The 17,387-nt window shown below is 62.3% G+C and carries 11 protein-coding genes; 1 reads left to right on the top strand and 10 read right to left on the bottom strand.

Going from position 1 to position 17,387, the window contains the following annotated elements:
• The first annotated feature begins 161 nt into the window (after positions 1 to 161).
• Positions 162 to 1,190 (top strand): hypothetical protein, encoded by a 1,029-nt coding sequence (locus ACIBEJ_RS51970; protein ID WP_397190483.1) that lies wholly within the window; start codon positions 162 to 164, stop codon positions 1,188 to 1,190.
• A gap of 52 nt (positions 1,191 to 1,242) precedes the next feature.
• On the opposite strand, the gene ACIBEJ_RS51965 is transcribed toward ACIBEJ_RS51970, so the two are convergent.
• The 10 genes from ACIBEJ_RS51965 to ACIBEJ_RS51920 all read right to left on the bottom strand — a co-directional run bounded on the left by ACIBEJ_RS51965 (position 1,243) and on the right by ACIBEJ_RS51920 (position 17,344).
• Positions 1,243 to 2,619, bottom strand: a complete 1,377-nt coding sequence (locus ACIBEJ_RS51965) for a DHA2 family efflux MFS transporter permease subunit (protein ID WP_397190482.1) — start codon at positions 2,617 to 2,619, stop codon at positions 1,243 to 1,245.
• A 442-nt stretch (positions 2,620 to 3,061) separates the two neighbouring features.
• Complete coding sequence (locus tag ACIBEJ_RS51960; RefSeq protein ID WP_397190485.1) at positions 3,062 to 4,291, bottom strand: serine hydrolase domain-containing protein; 1,230 nt, start codon at positions 4,289 to 4,291, stop codon at positions 3,062 to 3,064.
• 1,055 nt (positions 4,292 to 5,346) lie between these two features.
• Positions 5,347 to 5,784 carry a DUF488 family protein gene (locus ACIBEJ_RS51955; protein WP_397190481.1) on the bottom strand — a complete coding sequence of 146 codons (438 nt, stop codon included), beginning with the start codon at positions 5,782 to 5,784 and terminating at the stop codon, positions 5,347 to 5,349.
• Positions 5,785 to 5,788: 4 nt separating this feature from the next.
• Positions 5,789 to 6,340, bottom strand: a complete 552-nt coding sequence (locus ACIBEJ_RS51950) for a DUF488 family protein (RefSeq protein WP_397190480.1) — start codon at positions 6,338 to 6,340, stop codon at positions 5,789 to 5,791.
• Positions 6,341 to 6,390: 50 nt separating this feature from the next.
• On the bottom strand, positions 6,391 to 7,074 hold the full coding sequence (locus ACIBEJ_RS51945; RefSeq protein WP_397190484.1) for a dual OB domain-containing protein: 684 nt from the start codon (positions 7,072 to 7,074) through the stop codon (positions 6,391 to 6,393).
• Positions 7,075 to 7,245: 171 nt separating this feature from the next.
• Positions 7,246 to 8,784 carry a protein kinase gene (locus ACIBEJ_RS51940; protein WP_397190479.1) on the bottom strand — a complete coding sequence of 513 codons (1,539 nt, stop codon included), beginning with the start codon at positions 8,782 to 8,784 and terminating at the stop codon, positions 7,246 to 7,248.
• 45 nt (positions 8,785 to 8,829) lie between these two features.
• Positions 8,830 to 12,048: a type I restriction endonuclease subunit R gene (locus tag ACIBEJ_RS51935; protein ID WP_397190478.1), complete on the bottom strand. Its 3,219-nt coding sequence runs from the start codon at positions 12,046 to 12,048 to the stop codon at positions 8,830 to 8,832.
• A 138-nt stretch (positions 12,049 to 12,186) separates the two neighbouring features.
• The gene (locus tag ACIBEJ_RS51930) at positions 12,187 to 13,512 is read right to left on the bottom strand and encodes a hypothetical protein (RefSeq protein WP_397190477.1); all 1,326 of its coding nucleotides are present in this window, start codon (positions 13,510 to 13,512) and stop codon (positions 12,187 to 12,189) included.
• A complete protein-coding gene (locus tag ACIBEJ_RS51925; protein ID WP_397190476.1) occupies positions 13,509 to 15,506 on the bottom strand; it encodes an N-6 DNA methylase in 1,998 nt (665 codons plus the stop codon). The genes ACIBEJ_RS51930 and ACIBEJ_RS51925 overlap by 4 nt, the downstream gene beginning before the upstream one ends.
• Positions 15,503 to 17,344 (bottom strand): N-6 DNA methylase, encoded by a 1,842-nt coding sequence (locus ACIBEJ_RS51920; protein WP_397190475.1) that lies wholly within the window; start codon positions 17,342 to 17,344, stop codon positions 15,503 to 15,505. The genes ACIBEJ_RS51925 and ACIBEJ_RS51920 overlap by 4 nt, the downstream gene beginning before the upstream one ends.
• Positions 17,345 to 17,387: the final 43 nt, after the last annotated feature.

Here is a 17,387-nt window from a genome sequence, read left to right as displayed (position 1 = left end):
AACATGTTCGAGTCGGGCATCCTCGACCCCGCCAAGGTCACCCGCTCGGCCCTGCAGAACGCCGCCTCCATCGCGGCACTCTTCCTCACCACCGAAGCCGTCATCGCCGAGAAGCCGGACAAGGCCCCTGCCGTCCCGAGTGGTGGGGAGATGGACTTCTGATGCGCGCCTACGGAATCACCTACGACACCGGCTTCACCTCCGCCGGATCCACCACCCACGAGCCCTTCGACCCCGGCGTCGTCCGCAGGGAGATGCGGATCATCCACGACGACCTGGGCTGCGACGCCGTACGCATCACCGGAGGCGTCCAGGACCGCCTGGAAACCGCGGCCCGGCACGCGGCGGAAGCGGGCCTGGAGATCTGGTATTCGCCGTTCACCAACGGCCTGACCCAGGACGAGCTGATGGCGTTCCTCCTCGACGCCGCCGAGCGAGCCGAACGCCTGCGCCGCTCAGGGGCGAACGTCGTCCTTCTCACCGGCTCGGAGATCAGCCTGTTCACCAGTGGTTTCCTGCCCGGCGACACCCTTGAGGAGCGCCTGGGCCTCTTCAGCGACCCCGAACGCATGCGCGCCGCCCTCCCCGCTCTGCACAGCGCCGTCAACGCCTTCCTCAAGGAGGCCGTGGCAGGGGTACGCGAACGTTTCACCGGCCAGGTCGGCTACGCCTCGCTCCCCTTCGAGAGGGTCGACTGGACGCCGTTCGACGTCATCGCCACCGACGCCGGCTACCGCGACGCGACCACCCCGCCCGGCTGGCTGGAAGGACTGCGGGCCCAGGTCGCGCAGGGCAAGCCGTTCGCGGTGACCGAGTTCGGCTGCGCCACCCACAAGGGAGCCGCGGCCCTCGGCGGCCGCGGCGACTCCATCGTCGAGTTCGATGAGCACGCCCGCCCCCGCCGCCTCGCCCCCGTGACCAGGGACGAGGACGAACAGGCGAGATACGTCCTGGAACTCCTCACCATCTACGAGGAGGCAGGCGTGGACGCGGCCTTCGTCAACACCTTCGCCAACCGGCACCTGCCCCACTCCGACGACCCCGAGCGCGACTTCGACACCGCCGCCTTCGGCGTCGTCAAGGTCCTTGAGTACGCCCGCACCGGCACCGCCTACCCAGGTCTTCCCTGGGACCCGAAAACCGCCTTCCACGCCCTGGCCGACTACGGACGCGTACGACATGGACCCTGAACACCCGTGAGGGCCCGCCACTCACCGGCGGACCCTCACGAATCAGTGCTTTCTAGTGCTCGACGGCGTTGTCCGCCCGAGCGGGAAGGAGCAGAGCGGTGATCACCACGGCCACGGACAGCACCGCGCCGATGATGAACGCCAGCCGCATGCCGTCGAGAAGGGCGACGTTCGCCAGGACGCCCTCGGCCTTCAGCGAGTCGGCCCGCGCGCTCATCACGGTGATCACCAGCGCGGTGCCGATGGCCGCGGACACCTGCTGCAACGTGCTCAGAATCGAGCTGCCGTGAGAGTACAGATCCGACGGAACCGCACCGAGCCCGAGCGTGAACACCGGAGTGAACGTGGCCGCCAGGCTCACCATGAGCAGAGCATGCAGGCCCAGAATCTGCCAGAACGGCATGGTCATGGTGACCTGAGTGAACCCGACCAGCGCGAGCATGATCCCGATGGAACCGGGAATGACCAGCACCCGCCCACCGAACTTGTCGAACAGCCGCCCGACGGTCGGACCGAGCAGTCCCATGGCGAGACCACCGGGCATCACCAGAAGGCCGGTCTCCAGGGGGCTGAGCCCGCGGATGGTCTGCAGATACAGCGGCAGCAGGATCATCGAGCCGAGCATCGACATGAAGGCGACCGACATGAGAATCAGCGCGACGGTGTACGTGCGGTGGCGCAGCGTCCGCAGGTCCATCAGCGGCGTACCGCGCTTCTGCAGCGACATCTGACGAACGACGAAGGCCCCGATCAGCAGCAGCCCGACGCCCACGATCGCGGCGGCGGTCCCGGGGGAGCCGCCCTCGAACCGGCTGAGACCGTACACGAACCCGCCGAAACCGGCGGCGGCCGTCACCACGCTCAGCCAGTCGATCGTGCTGATCTTGGGCTCACCGACGTTCTTGAGCCTCTTCAGCCCGCCCCAGGTGATCAGCGCCGCGATGGGGAGCACCACGATGAACAGCAGCCGCCACGAGCCGAACTGAAGGATCAAACCCGACACCGCCGGCCCCATGGCAGGCGCGACCGAGATGGCGAGGGAAAGATTGCCCATCACCCGGCCACGGTCGGAAGCGGGCACGACCTGCATCAGCGTGGTCATGAGCAGCGGCATCATCACCGCGGTGCCGGACGCCTGGATGATCCGGGCGGCAAGCAGCACCTCAAAAGCCGGCGCGGCGGCGGCCAACGCCGTGCCGAGCAGGAACAAGCCCATCGCCGTGGTGTACGCACTGCGTGTGGACACGCGCTGCAAGAACCATCCGGTGATCGGGATGACAGCGGCCATGGTCAACATGAAGGCGGTCGAGAGCCACTGGGCGGTCTGCTCCGTGATGTGCAGAGCCTCCATGAGCTGCGGGATCGCATTGATCATGATCGTTTCATTGAGAATGACCACGAACGTGGCGAGCACCAGCAGCCGGATCACGGCCGGGGTACGACCCGCGACGACGTCCGTCGCGGGCTTGGCGGGTGAGTCGAGCTGAGGACTGGACACGGAACCTCGATCTGGATTGTCGGATATGACGTGGTCACGGCTGGCATCCCAGCCTTGGGTCTCACAAGAAGTCGTGGTCATGCAAAGACTGACCGGCACCACCGACAAAACTCATCGCCCCCGCCCAACATTCCGGCAAGAGACACCAAATGTCACCCGGTTTTCACCCCGTGGACGATCACCGAACGACGCGGAAGAGCTTCGCCAAACATGGCGTGACCTGCATAAATGCTCGGCTTTGTCCCTCGCCGGCCACGTGGAACCCCAGCTCAGCGGGTGGAGAACAGAATCTCCATCTGCTGCGCGGTGTCACGGGGTCAGAAGCGACCCCGTGACACGCCGCGGCACTGCGATCCGACGCCCATCGCGAAGGTCAGGCGTCGACAGCCTGGTAGAGGGTGGTCCAGAAATCGTGGATGAGGCGGGCCGAGCTCGGGACGGTCATGCCCACCTGGGTGAGCAGGAGGCCGGTGACCCCGTGGTGGGGGTCGGCGTAGGTGGAGGTGCCGCTGCCGCCGTCCCAGCCGAACTGGCCGATGGGGGCGTAGTCGCCGCGGTAGGTGCGTACGGCCATGCCGTACCCCCAGCCGCCGTGCTGCCCCTGGCCGAACGACAGGTGCACGTTGTCGGTGGCCATCGTGGTCCGCGCGGCCGTCTGCTCGGCGGTGAGACGGTTGGTGGTCATCAGCTGTACGGCGGGCCGCGACAGAATCCGCTGCCCCTCGTGCACACCGTCGTTCAGCAGCATCCGGAAGTAGGCGTGGTAGTCGTCGACGGTGGAGACCAGCCCACCGCCACCGCCCGGGAACGCCGGCGGCCGGCTCCAGCGCCCGGTCGCCGCGTCGTCCCACACGTGGAACTCGCCGGTCTGCGGGTCCGGGGCGTACAGCGCCGGCAGCCTTTCGATCTGATCGGCGGGCACGTGGAACCCCGTGTCCGTCATCCCGAGCGGACCGAAGAGACGTTCCCGCAGAAACGTCTCGAACGACTGCCCGGTCACCCGCGCCACCAGCACCCCGACCAGGTCGTTGCTGATGTGGTACTGCCAGCGCTCGCCGGGCTGGTACATCAGCGGAAGCGTGCCCAGGCGGCGCATCCACTCGTCCGGCTCGGGCATCGGCGTGGGCAGGTCGGGGGTGAGCCCGTTCTCGAAGACCGCGTTCATGATCGGCGTGCCCAGCGCCGTCATGTCCATCCCAAGCCCGAAGGTGGAGGTCAGCACGTCCCGCACGGTGATCGGCCTGCGAGCCGGCACCGTGTCGTCCAGCGGAGAGTCGATCCGCTTGAGCACCTGCCGGTCCGCGAGCTCGGGCAGCCACTGCTCGACCAGGTCATCCAGCCGGATCCGGCACTCATCCAGGAGGATCATCGCCGCCGCCATCGAGACCGGCTTGGACGTGGACGCCATCCTGAAGATGGTGTCCCTGCGCATCGGCTCCCCGCCGTCATGCCGCATCGTCCCGACCGCCTCGACATGGGCCCGCCCGCCCCGCCCGACCAGCGCCACCACGCCGGGAACCTTCCCCGACTCCACATGCCGCTCCAGCACCTCACGCACCCTGCGCAGGCCCGCCTCGGAGAAGCCGCTCTTACCGCTTTCCATCATCGATCTCCTCGCGTGCAGTTCGTCGTGTCCCGGTTCCGCAACCCCGGAACCGTTCATGTCCGCAACCTTCGCCGACCGCCCTGATACCGAGCCGTCACAGCACTGACACGCCCCCTGACACCCCCCTGTACACACCGAACCCAGGTTGCCCAAGCAGCGACCAGCATCGAAGCGAGGCCAACTCAATCAGCCGACCCGCCCACCAACCGCAAACCGCCCCGGGAGTCGGCGCGAAGGCGACCCGGTGAGCCAGGCGGGTCCTCCTGAGACCTCTGGGCTCACTTTCAAAGAGGACGTCAGTGTCTCGGCCAGCACCAGCGTGTGTATGAACGGCACTGCCGCCTCGGCCGGCGGATACGTGCACTTGTGCAGCGCTTCCACGCGCCAGCACGGCTCCGCCGCGACCTGACCAGAAGACTGCATGGACGTCCTGGAGCGAGCCGAACCACACCCGCAAGGCCAAGGTGCCCGGGAAAACAAAGATCCTGGCCGCATCCAAGAGCGACCAGGATCACATCGGCGAAGAGTCTGTGTCCGAGGACTGAGCGCCACCGGACGCACATGTCCCAGCGTTATCCCCATCCCTATACACCACATTCCCGTGGCCTGACGTACTACACCCGTGGCTGGCTGGGCGATCAGTCGGGCTATTCGCGTCTGCTGGCTTTCTTACGCGTCCAGTTGTACGGCGTCCCCCTCCTCCTTCGCGGACGATCGGGCCGCTACCGGGCTTGGTGCCATGAGCGAAGAATTAGTTCACACCGGCTCAGGAGGAGCCAACTTGTTAGCCAGTGAGGCAAGGTCGTGGAGTAAGGCAGTGGTCGGTTCTCCACGTGCTGGGCAGTGTGCCTTGCTTGTGAAAGTTACGTTGGCACATGCGGGTGTCCGCTCAGAGCGGACGAGATCGAGGCGTTGGAGTGGGCGTAAAGGCAGCGGGCGCTAATTCCTGGGATGGCCCGCAACATCTCCTATCCGCCCGCTTCCGAGAGTATAGAACCGGTACATCAGCACGGTACCGACGTGCCATGGGAGGAAATCAGCTGAAGCGCGCTTCAGTCCAGATGCTCAATCGTGACGTTGTTCCAGTGCTGTGCGAGGTACTCTGCGACTAGACGACGGTGACAGTGCTGCGCCTTGTCTTCGCTACAGAGCAAGACCGCGTTATTGATCAAATTCTGTGAGATTGTATCCTCGATGTGACGATGCTGTATGAGTTCCAAAAAACGCTCTTCATAAGCTGTCCAGCTAGTGCCATGCTTCTTGTAGTCGTCGAGCATGGGCTGCGTCGGCGCTAGATCGAGTCGGTGAGCGTAATTAACGCCACAGATCTCGTTGAGGAAGTATTTCAGGTCATCACGCTTGGCGAAACCCGCCAGTTGTGAGACGTTGTTCAGGCGTACATCAACGAGCGTTGTCACTCCAGCTTCACGCAACAGTCCGAAAAACCGCTCAGCGGTTTTTCTCGTGAAACCAATCGTATAGATTTTCATCTTCTTAGTGTCCCAATGATGCGAAGTCTTCGTTGAAATACGCGATCTGGCGTTCCTGGCGACTCAGTGCCTGTTCTAGGCGTTCGGTTGGCGTGTAAAGCATGTCATCTTGGTCGAGGCCGAATTTGGCCATGAGGCGCCGCATTGCCGAGGTGTGGTTCTCGGTATGCCCGTCCCCATGGATGTGATCGATAGCGACGCCGTGTTCTGCAAGCACGCGCGCGACAAGGATTGTGCGATGGCAGTCTAGTGGCTCTTGCTCAGTGCACATGATGGCGATTCGCTCGGTGCGTGCACCCTTCAGGAGGCGTTTGATGCCGTTGGCGAATTCAGGAGTCTGGGCGAGTCGCCGGTACTGTACCCGTCCGTCGACGTAGCAATTAGCGTCGTTCGTGCGCGCTCCAAGTTCTCTGCCGAGGAATACGTACTTGATGCTGACGTCATGCAAACTGCGCTTCACGGTGTCTCGGTTGAAGTGGGGGGTGAACCGACTGATGGGTATCGAGCGCACATCCGCAACAGCCGTGATTTCGTGCTTTCCTAGCAGGTTCAGCAAATGCGAGAAGCTATGTGTGGAGTGGCCGATTGTAAGTAGGGTGTTGGGCGTCACTTCTCACTTCCTGTCTCGATCCTCGCTCGCTCCATAATGGCTGCAACTAACTTGTATGTACATTCATCGGTATGCGGTTCGCCGAGGCTCACTGTGATGAATGATTCGCCTATTTCATAGATACCGTCTCGCTTGGCGAGGTATGCGTGCTCATAATCCGGATCGGTCACTGAGAGTATATATTGAGAGCCTGCATGGCGGAAATGAGCCCTAACAACCCGCCGCGTCGAATCACCGAACGCTATACCAGGGACGTGTACCTGCAGCCTCACTCGGCTGACTCGGATAAGCTTCAGTGAATTCCCGAGCGTGTCCGCTTGCCGAGTTGGCACGCGGTCATTGCTGCCGTGGTATGAGCTGTATCCGTTGATCCATAACGGCCCGGAATGCTGCTCAAGTGTGAGTAGTTCGCCCCATCCAGCCCGGCCAATTTTCCTCCAACGCTGGTTCGGATCGAGGATCCAATTCTCACTCTGGTAGTTGTGTGGTTGAGGCTGGAGAAGTGGCACGGATATGATGTCGAGGACACGCGGATCTGAACCGTCTTCAAGTTGTCGCTCACCCTGGGAGACCTCGCCGGTTGGGCGAGCACTGACGGGGCGTATCCACCCTGTCTGGCTACCCTCAACGATCCCTGCGACGCATCGCCCTGCGTGCTTACGGGAGTTCGCCAGACACACAAGCGTCTTGTTCGTTGCCACGAGCACCCTCCAGATCTAATGCATCGAACCGTGCGAAACGGTAACGCAGGCGCCGACAGAGAACAGCGATCAATTTCCTTGCGGGCAATCTAGATCGTTGTGCGGAGCAAGGGGACGTCCCTGTCTAGCACGCGCGTGGCACCGTATGCCTCAGCCCTCCTCCGTAGGTGGTTCCTCCTGCTCATATTGATGCAGGCGAGCGATGTATCCGTCGATCTCGGCAACATTTGGGGAACTGGTGCCGAACTTCTCCGCTCGCTTCTCGCGTATCTTCTGGAGAACCAATCGTGCGTCAGAGAAGTTGCGCGTTCGAGCGAGAAGTACGCCGATCTGAAGCCGAATGTCCTCGGTTCGAGGATCATCTTCTGCAGCGACCGGCGCCCAGACTGGCAGCAAGCTCTGGAACGCTTCCAGGGCTACGGTGTCCTCCCCCAGAAGCGATCGACAAGTTGCCGCGTAGTAACGGCATTCCAGGACGTCCGGATCGTCTTCCCCGTACAGCTGGCTGAACGTTGCCCTCGCGGCTTCGAACTCACTGAGTGCACGCCGGTACGCGCCTGCCGTGAATAACACACCGGCCAGCCGAATCCGTAGGTCCGCGGCCAGCTCCCGGTCATCTCCACTGCGGGCAATCGCCTCGACGAGAAGGTCGGTTGCCGCAGCGAACTGGTCGGCACCTGCGAGCTGAGCAGCCTGTTCCCTGATCTGCTCGGCCTCTGCAGGGGAGAGCGCCTCGCGCGTACTGGGAACTATCGGTGCTGGTCGCCGACGTGGCGTCGCCGACATGGGCCTGCTGAATGGCCGTGTTGGATCGAGATCCGGTCGTGGTGGCGTACTTTCGCCAGAAACCGTGAACGGCAGGAGCGCATCATAAACGGCCTCCGCATCAGGACGGTCGTCGGCGTCTTTGGCGAGCATCCGCAAGATCAACGCTTCGATCTCCGATGGGACGTCAGCACGCAAGCTTGTGATCGCAGGCGGCGCACTGCGGACATGGTGATACCTGACGTCGTTGCCCGCGCCGAAGACAAGCTTTCCCGTCACCAGCTCGTGCAGTACACAACCCAGCCCATAAACGTCAGTGGATGGCCCTAGACCACTGGACAGGCATTGCTCGGGAGACATGTAGGGAGGGGTACCGATGGTCTGCCCGACCATGGTCAGCCGTGCGTTCTCGCCGCCATCCAGAAGAGCCGCGATGCCGAAATCCAGCACCTTAACAACGCCACCCGTCGTGACGAACAAGTTGCGCGGCTTGATATCCCGGTGGACCACACCGATCCGATGCACTTCAGCGAGCGTCGCCGCAACCTGTGCTCCGATAGCCGCCGCCCACACGATCGCAGGCGGGTGTTCCTGATAGTCTTGCTCGCCGATCAGGTCGTGAACCTCGGCCCCGCTCAGCAGCTCCATTACGACGTAGAGGTGACCGGAGTCCGGATCCTCGCCGGCGTCGTGAACAGCCGGGATGCCCGGACAGCTCAAGCTCGCGGAGGCCTTGACCTCGCGCAGGAACCGCTTGCGTGCGATCTCCGGATCGCCGATGAGCGGATGCGGTTCCTTCATCAACTTGATCGCCACACGTCGGTCTAGCACGGGGTCGTAACCCTTCCAGACCTCGCCCATGCCACCTTGACCGATCGGCTCGTGCAGCCGGTAGCGGTGGGCGATGTGCCGAGCATTGGTCATGGCTACCAGCCTGACAGTAGCGATCAATTTCCGACAAGCAGGAGATTACCCTTCGGATCTACCGTCTGCTGACATTCCGCCTGTACGGCCCAGCCTCCGTTCTGCCTCTCTTCGCACTGGTCGGCGGATCAGGTCGTAGGCTTGCTTGCGGGCCACCTGAGTAAAGACCTCTTTGAATTCCGGATCTTCCCCGAAGAACCGCTTCACGAGCGTGTCGTTCGCCTCGGCCCGTTCGCCAACCACCCGGCGCAGGTGCTTGTCGAAGACCTGGCCGAACTTGTCAAGGTCGTCGAGAACCAGCCCTGCCTGCTGGATCGCCTCGTTTTCCGCGAGCGCGATGACCTGCTGGCCGAACCAGATCTGATCGCCGGTATCTAGATTCCAGCCGAACTTGTCATTGATTTCCGCGATTACCTGGGAGAGCGGTACCTCTTCCTCCTCTCGTCCACCGCCGCTGCCATCGGCCGAGAAGCTGGGCAAAAGTTGTGGCCCCTGAGGCTCAAGATTCACATCCTGCTGACCGGCTTGGACGATCCGCAAGTGGGTCAGGTCTACCGGCCCGAGGTCAACCCCAGCTCCGGCATCAGGCCTGATCCGGGCCGCGAGGTAGCGGGCGAATCGGTAGAGACTTTCCAGTTCCGGGTCCGGGAAGCCTGCCACCTGGGCGAGGTAACTGTATGCGCGAACGAACTGGTCCAGGTTCTTACGGAACTCTTCAGCCCGCTCCGGGTCTGTGACCTCCACGTTGCGATAGCGGTCCCTGGCCGGCTCGGTGAGCCGGTTGAGCAGTTCATGTGCCTTCTCGATCTCTGCTCGGGTCGTTCCCGGTGCCTCGGACTCTACTTGAGCGCGGGCGAACGCCTCGATCTCCACGTCGTCGAGCAGTTGATAGCCGCGCAATTCCTGTTCAATTCGGTAGAGCACGTTGACATCCGCAGGCTGGGCGTTGGCCTCCTCGTAGTACCGCTGGAACGAGTCTTGGATCCGCTCGGCGTCGTTGGCGAAGTCGAGGACGAAGACGTCCTCCTTCTGCTTGAGCGGATGGGTCCGGTTCAGCCTGGACAGAGTCTGAACGGCGGCCACCCCTTCCAGCTTCTTGTCGATGTACATCGCAGTCAGTAGGGGCTGGTCGAATCCGGTCTGGTACTTGTCCGCAACCACTAGGATCCGGTACTCAGCCTGATCCCGGGTGGCCGCGTGCGGGTCATCAGCCTTGACGTAGCCGAACCGGGTGGGCGTATCCCGGTCGGAGAACCCGTTCAGCTTGCCTTCGGTGTAATCAGTGCCGTCGAGGGTGAGCGTGCCGGAGAAGGCCACAAGAGCACCGCAGTCGGTGAATTCGCGCTGGTCAACGTAAGCGCGGATGGCCTGGTACAGCCGGACGGCGTGCCTGCGACTGCCGGTCACGACCATAGCCTTGGCGCGTCCGCCTAGCCGGAACCTGACATGTTCACGGAAGTGATCGACGATGATCTGCGCTTGCTGATCAAGCGCGGCTGGGTTGAGCTTGACCGCGCGCACCAGCGCAGCTCTAGCCGCCCGCGCGTCGACTGTCGGGTCCGCCTCCAGTTCTACCTCGAGGGCGGCGTTACGCAGCCGGAAGTAGGTGTCGTAGGTGCTGTAGTTGCTCAGCACGTCCAGGATGAAGCCCTCGTCGATGGCCTGCCGCATCGAGTAGGTGTGGAACGGTTCCAGTGTTCCTTCCGGGGACCTGGTGCCAAACAGATTGAGGGTCTTGTCCTTCGGGGTGGCGGTGAAGGCGAAGTACGACAGGTTGGGGTGGCGCCCACGCTGAGCGGCCGCAGCCGTGAGCGGATCGCTTTCTTCGTCACCGTTGCCGCTGCCGAGCAGCCCCTTCACACCCTCGGCCGATTCGCCCGACTGCGATGAGTGCGCCTCATCCACGATGATCGCGTATCGCCGGTCGTTGAGCCCCGACACCTTCTCCCTGACGAATTTGAACTTCTGCAAAGTGGTGATGACGATCCGCGCCGTCTGGCCGGTCAACGCCTTCGCGAGCTGGTCGGAGTCCTCATCGATGCGCTCGACCACGCCGAGCACGTGATCGAACTGGTGAATGGTGTCCTGGAGCTGCTTGTCCAGCACTCGTCGGTCAGTCATCACAATGACCTTGTCGAAGACCGGCTCGTTCGGCTCGATGCCCTTGGCGCGGGCCTCCGGGGCGATCAGTGCGGGATCCGCCGGAGTGTGCAGCGACGACAAACGGTGCGCCAGCCAGGCGATCGAGTTCGATTTGCCGGATCCGGCGGAATGCTCGACGAGGTAGTTATCACCTGCCCCGTGCCGTGCCGCATGAGCCGCCAGTTCTCGTACGGCATGCCACTGGTGGAACCGAGGAAAGATCAGCGGCTTGCGATGAGCGTCGCCTCGCTTGGCCGCCGGCGCCCGGCCCTTCCTCAATCCCTCGTCCTCAACGTGTAGGAACCTCTGGAGCAGATCGAGCCAGGCGTCTGGCCCCCACACCTGCTCCCACAGGTAGGACGTGCGATAGCCGGTGGCTCCTTCGGCCAGTGGCGGATTGCCTGCCCCGCCATACTTCCCCGGCCCTCGGCTGCCGGTGTTGAACGGCAGGAACCGCGTCTTGTCTCCGGCCAGGCGCGTGGTGATGAACACAAAGTCCTGGTCAACGGCGAAGTGCACGAGGGTACGGCGGGCGAACAGCAGTTCCTTGGGGTTCCGCCTGCGGTACTGATCCTTGGCATGTCCCACGTTGCTGGCCGTGCCGCCGTTCTTCAACTCGGCGGTGGCCACTGGGATGCCGTTGAGAAACAGTGTCAGGTCCGGGGCCTGCATCACATCGGTGGCCGAAAAGCGTAGCTGTCGCGTGATCGTCAGCCGGTTCTCGGCGTACTCCTTCAGAGCGTCGTCCGCCAGTGTATGGCTCGGCCGGAAGTAGGCGAGCACGATCCGTACACCCTGGTCCTTGACTCCTCGGCGCAGCACATCGAGGGCACCACGGCCATCGATCTCCCGAGCGACCAGCTTGGCGAACTCCCGCATCGCTGAATTGGTCTCCACCGGCTGTGGATTTCTTTTCGGGTCGTACGGCTCACGCGCGCCCCGCCTGCGCAGCAGCTCTTCCCAAACGTCAGGTTGTGTTGCCCCAATAAAGGCGTACATCTCGGAGGTATCCAGCCCGATTTCGCGGTTGTAATGGGCGGAGAGACTCTTCTTCCACCCGGATCGCAGCAGGGACGTTTCGATCGCGTCCTCGAACGGCTTCTCGGTGTGCGCGCTGCTCATAAGACACCTTTCAGCAGTCGATTGACGTCTCTATTCCGGCCCAGATATACGAGCAAGGGCGTAGAAGTAATATCATAGAAGGCAATGCTCTTTGGTTGGTCACCCGAACTCGCCGTAAGAGGGATGTGGACTGGCCCATTATACCGCCCGAGCTGTTGTAGCATCGATCTGTCCCGTCACTGCAGCTGTGATAAGGGTCTGCTTCCGCTCGGCGAGGAACATCAGTTGGCGATCAATTGTCGACCGCAAATCCTTCAGTGCGGCTGCCTGTTCCCGCAATGATTCGGCAATCATCCGCTGTACCTTCATTTCCGGAAGCCAGATACGATAGCTACCGATCTGCTCACCACTGAGATGCGGAACAGATACACCAGTAAGCTCAGCCTCAACAAGCTTCCGAAGATGTGAGGCGAAGAGTGTCCAGAATAGAAAATCTGCATTTAGGCCACGCTGCGGGCGAAGGCGAGCGACTCGCTGCAGGAGAAGAGCAGGAAGATCTGCATCTTGAATGATAGACAAGCGCAATCCCTCAGAAATCCAAGGACGGTCCATACCCATAATGAGATCGCCTTGCCTAAGCGAGAATCTCTCAAATTTCTTCGCCTGATCCGCAGGCCAGAACACGGACTCGGACCAATCGATAGTGCCCACTCCGACGTTTACGCCACGCAGCAGTCTCGTATCTGATGGGTTCAGCGAGAACTCGGCACTAGGGAACGAAAAGCCTGGAGTGATCTCGCAAACACGAGACAGCTTTACGCGATGGTGGATGTCGGCAGGGTAGGGGATACCAAGTTCTCGGAGAGCGTCTGGATCTCCCACAACGGCTCCATCTACGAGAAGCGTGAGACGCTCTCGAAGCAACCTCTCGCTGCTGGAACGCAACAGCGACAGACCATTCATCGCACCGATCTCCCGATCAAGGAAGTCGGCGATCCGCTCCTGGAGGTCGAGGTTCGGCAGCGGGATTGGGAAGCCTGCGATCTTGCTGCTGTTGGTGGAAGCCAGATTCGTTGTCCGAGACCCAGTGCTCTCGAAATAGCAGCGCCCATGAAGTGATTGAGTAACCCAGGCAAGATAATCCGCGTTCAGCTTGGATGGATCAGGGCGGATGGCGAAAACGTGATTCTGGTGCAGGCATCCTCGAATCTCGTCTCTCCAGACGGTGCCACGCCCCAGCTTGTCGAGATCTCCTCCCTCTGTCATCAGCACATCGCCCTCGCGGAGGGTGCTGCGGTTCGCCATCTCGCGAGGGACGACAATTTCGGTGATGTCGTCCAGTGACACCCAACCGGCTTGGACGTTGGCAACTCTCAGATACGGGCGCGTCACCACATCGCCATCGAGATCGCGCCCACCGTGAACAGTTAACCCTGTCTGAAGTCTGCTGATGAATCCCAGGCGAACTAGCGGACGATCTGCTGGCAACGGCGGCAGCCATGGCCATGTTTGTGAGCTGCTCACTTAATCACCTCGCCCAGAATTGACTGAATCTGGGCCTCAAGTTGCTTTAGTTCCTCATCGATCTCAGCAAGCGGTCGTGGCGGTTTGTAAGTATAGAAGTACCGGGAGACGGGGATGTCGTAGCCGATCTTGGTGCGAGATAGTTCTTTGGTCTTTGGGTCCTTGACCTCAGCGATCCAAGCATTGGGGACGTGCGGCCGGACTTCTCGCTCGAAGTAATCGTCGATATCTTCCTTCAACGGCACGTTTTCGTAGTCACGCAAGTCGGGGTCCGGAAGTGGCTCACCCTTCTTGATCTGGATCTCGCCCTCGGGATCGGACACCGCGATCACGCCCCAAATTGCCTTGTCGATGGTGGCACCTGGCCAGATGACGCCGCCTTTGGCAGCAGCAGCCAGCATGGCCTTGCGTGCCTCGGCTCGGGTCGGCCAAGCTGTACCAATCAGTGGCTTGAGGGCCTCAAGCAGCAGCTGGGCCTCTCTATAGGACGCGAATGCCTTGGTCTCCGCGATGGCCTTCACGGTCTCCTCGGTCAGTTCGAACCGCTGCCGGAGCGGCCGCTCGATGGTGATCCGCTGGTAGCCGAAGTCCTCGTTGTCGAAGACCTTGACCTTGCCGTGGCCCCAGTGCGATAGGTCTTCGGCCGCGTCGATCGCTTCGCCGTATAGCTTGGTGATCTCGAAGATCTGCCCGTCGGTGATCTCCTTGCGCTTCTCACCCAGCGACTTACGCATCTTTGCCCAGTAGTCGCGGGCGTCGATCAGAACGACCTTCCCCTTGTGCGCCGGATCCTTGCGGTTGGACAGGATCCAGAAGTAAGTGGAGATGCCGGTGTTGTAGAACAGCTGGTCGGGAAGGGCGACGATAGTCTCCAGGAGGTCGCGTTCGATGATCCAGCGCCGGATTTCCGACTCGCCTGAGCCGGCCCCCCCGGTGAACAGGGGCGAGCCGTTGAAGACGATCGCGAGCCGAGTGCCGCCCTGCGACGGCTGGCGCATCTTGGAGGTCATGTGCTGGAGGAAGAGGAATGAACCGTCGTTGATGCGCGGCAGGCCGGCCCCGAATCGGCCGGAGTGTTTGAGAGCCTCGGCCTCGGCTTTGACTTCGTCCTCGACGTTCTTCCACTCGACGCCGAACGGCGGGTTGGCCAGCATGTAGTCGAAGGTCTTGCCCTGATGCCGGTCATTGCTGAAGGAGTTGCCGAGCTTGATGTTGGCCGGGTCGTGACCCTTCATCATCATGTCGGACTGACAGATCGCGTAGGACTCGGCATTGAGCTCCTGACCGAACACCTCGATGTTGAGGCCGGGGACTGCCTGCTCGCGGATGTGTTCCTCGGCCGCGCTGAGCATGCCGCCGGTGCCGCAGGCAGGGTCCAGGATGTTGATGACATCCCCTGGGCTGAATTTCCCGAGGTCGGGGGCAAGGAGGAGGTTGACCATGAGTTCGATGACCTCACGGGGGGTGAAGTGCTCTCCGGCGGTCTCATTCGAGGCGTCGGCGAACTTGCGAATCAACTCCTCGAAGATCACCCCCATGTCGTGGTTGTCAACCTGCTCGGGGTCGAGAGGGAAGTCGGCGAAGGCCGTGATGACCTTGTAGAGCACTCCGGCGTTATCCAGGCGGACGATCTGACGCTCGAACTCGTACTTCTCCACGATCTCGCGGGCGGCCTTAGAGAAGCCCCGAACGTAGTCCTCAAGATTCTTGCGAGCGTTCGCAGGGTCGGCGGCGATCGTCTTGAAGCTCTGCTTCGAGCGGTTGAAGAAGCGCACACCGATCTGGTCGCAGATCAACTCGTCCTTGTCGGGGAAGTTGTAGGCGGCGTCCTTCTCCCAGACCAGCTCGCGTGTCGGCTCCATGACGTAGTCCATCCGCCGCAACACGGTGAACGGCAGGATCACCCGGCCATACTCGGACTGCTTGTAGTTCCCGCGAAGGAGATCGGCCACCTTCCAGATGAGGTTCGCCAGTTGACTGTGGCTGGTCTTCACGTCACATCGCCTTCCATAGCATCCAGAGCAGGGTCAAACAACCCACCTGTCAAACCGTCATGGGCAAGCCGTACGACATCTTCACCGAGAGCCGTTGTACGGCGCAGCAAGTCGGCGAATTCGGCCAGCCGCCGGAACTCTGCCCCATAGCGCCGCTGCTCCGCCAGCGGCACCTGTGGGATGACTGCTCGCCGTACGTCGTAGCGGAACGTCCCGGTCCCGGTGACTGCCTGTCGGAGGTTGGCCTCGCTGCGAAGAAAGCCCGCGACGAAGTACGGATCGAGGACGGCAGACTCGCAGCGTAGTAGGTGACAGTCAGGTGGGGGGTGGTCGAGTGCTTCTTTGAGCACAGTTGGCGCCGTGCTGGGGTCTAGGGCAGGCACCACGATGTCACCAGGCTGGGGGCGCAGGTCGGAGCGGGGAGCTTCGCGGTTGAGCAGCAGCAGGATAGATCCAGTCTTGACCAGGTCGGCGATCGGCACCATCGACATTGTGAGCTCGGTCCGCTCATACCGGTTGGGAAGCGCTTGAGGCAAACGCTGTAGTAACGGGCTGAGCTCCTTCAAGGCTGCCGCGTGATCGTCCGCGACGCTATGAGTCGGACGGGAGACATACCTGCCCGGGGTGAGGTCCACCTCATCGTCGAGCAGCTCGACGACAGGGACAGCCACGCCAGCATCGACAGGTAGGCCGGCGCGAAGTTGTTCCCGGTCGAAACCGGAGGCGTCGATCATTTGCACAGCCTGGGGAGTGCACTCGGCCTCTGGACGAGTGAGGACCCACAGGTGTAGTCCAAGTGCATGAGCGCTTGCCAGTCTGGGCGGTAGCGCGATGACCTGGCGGAGAGCACCGCAACGTAGAAGGCTGCTGCGGATTCGTCGTCCTGACCGTCGAGACGCGGCGGCGATTGGCATGACGACGATTGCGTTGCCACCGGGTCGCACATGGGCGTAGCAGTGTTGTACCCAGGCCAGTTCCGATTCCGCGCGCGGCGGGAGGCCGAACTCCCAGCGTGGGTCGTAGCCGAGTTCTTCGTGCCCCCATTCCTTGACGCCCGTGGGTGGATCACAGATGACGAGGTCATACGGGTAGGGGAACTTGTCGTCACGAAGCGAGTCGCCCGCCTGGATGTCGGCCTGTTGTAGCCGAAACGCGGCGATGCGAGCCAGCGCAGGGTCGATCTCCTGTCCAGCGAGGTGGGCTGCTCCCTTGCCGGTTAGGGTCCAGAGTAGAGCGCCGGTGCCGCACGCAGGATCGAGGACCCGGTCACCTGGACGCCCGAAAGCGGAGATCAGTGTCGCGAGTTCGGGTGAAGTCGCTGGCGTGGATCGCGAGGTCGACTCGATGTAGCGGCTGTGGAGTTCCTCAAAGAATTCGGTGGGGTTCTCGCTGGCGGCATTTGCCGTTCGACGCCAGAAGGCCACTTGTGAGGGGCGCAGGCCAGAGGAGAAAGCCGAAGTCCCCTGGGGGGAACTCTGCCTGATCACGGAGGGGATCCGCTCCGTTAGGACCTCGTCGGACTGCCCTGCCAACACGGTCTCGAGATCGGGACAGGAGAGGAACGAGGCGACGTCGGCCAATCCGTCGACCAGTCGAACGTCTTCGTAGTGCACCCGCAATTCCTGCCAAAGCCGATCCGCCGGAGTGATCGAGGCGGGGGTGCCGCGGGCGGCCAGCCAGCGCTCAACTTCAGGGAGCGCATAGAGCGGATTGGCCGCAGTGCCGGCAACGGGGCCAGGGAAGTCTGGGTGCCTGCGCCGCCAGTTACTTACGGCGGCGCGTTCTACCTTGGCCAGCCGTGCAATCTCCGCCGCGGTCACCAGAACCTGATCGTCCACCCTAGTCACCTCCTCATAGGTCCCGTTAGCTACAACGTAGTCC

The organism is Nonomuraea sp. NPDC050790 (assembly GCF_044456745.1).
Classification (GTDB): domain Bacteria; phylum Actinomycetota; class Actinomycetes; order Streptosporangiales; family Streptosporangiaceae; genus Nonomuraea.
Note: the sequence above shows the minus strand (reverse complement) of the source record. Positions and strands in the feature narration are given on the sequence as shown.

What these genes read in the sequence shown, in the direction of transcription:
- ACIBEJ_RS51970 (WP_397190483.1), top strand. Translation starts at nt 162, where the DNA reads ATGCGCGCCTACGGAATCACCTACGACACCGGCTTCACCTCCGCCGGA.
- ACIBEJ_RS51960 (WP_397190485.1), bottom strand. Translation starts at nt 4,291, where the DNA reads ATGGAAAGCGGTAAGAGCGGCTTCTCCGAGGCGGGCCTGCGCAGGGTG.
- ACIBEJ_RS51955 (WP_397190481.1), bottom strand. Translation starts at nt 5,784, where the DNA reads ATGAAAATCTATACGATTGGTTTCACGAGAAAAACCGCTGAGCGGTTT.
- ACIBEJ_RS51940 (WP_397190479.1), bottom strand. Translation starts at nt 8,784, where the DNA reads ATGACCAATGCTCGGCACATCGCCCACCGCTACCGGCTGCACGAGCCG.
- ACIBEJ_RS51935 (WP_397190478.1), bottom strand. Translation starts at nt 12,048, where the DNA reads ATGAGCAGCGCGCACACCGAGAAGCCGTTCGAGGACGCGATCGAAACG.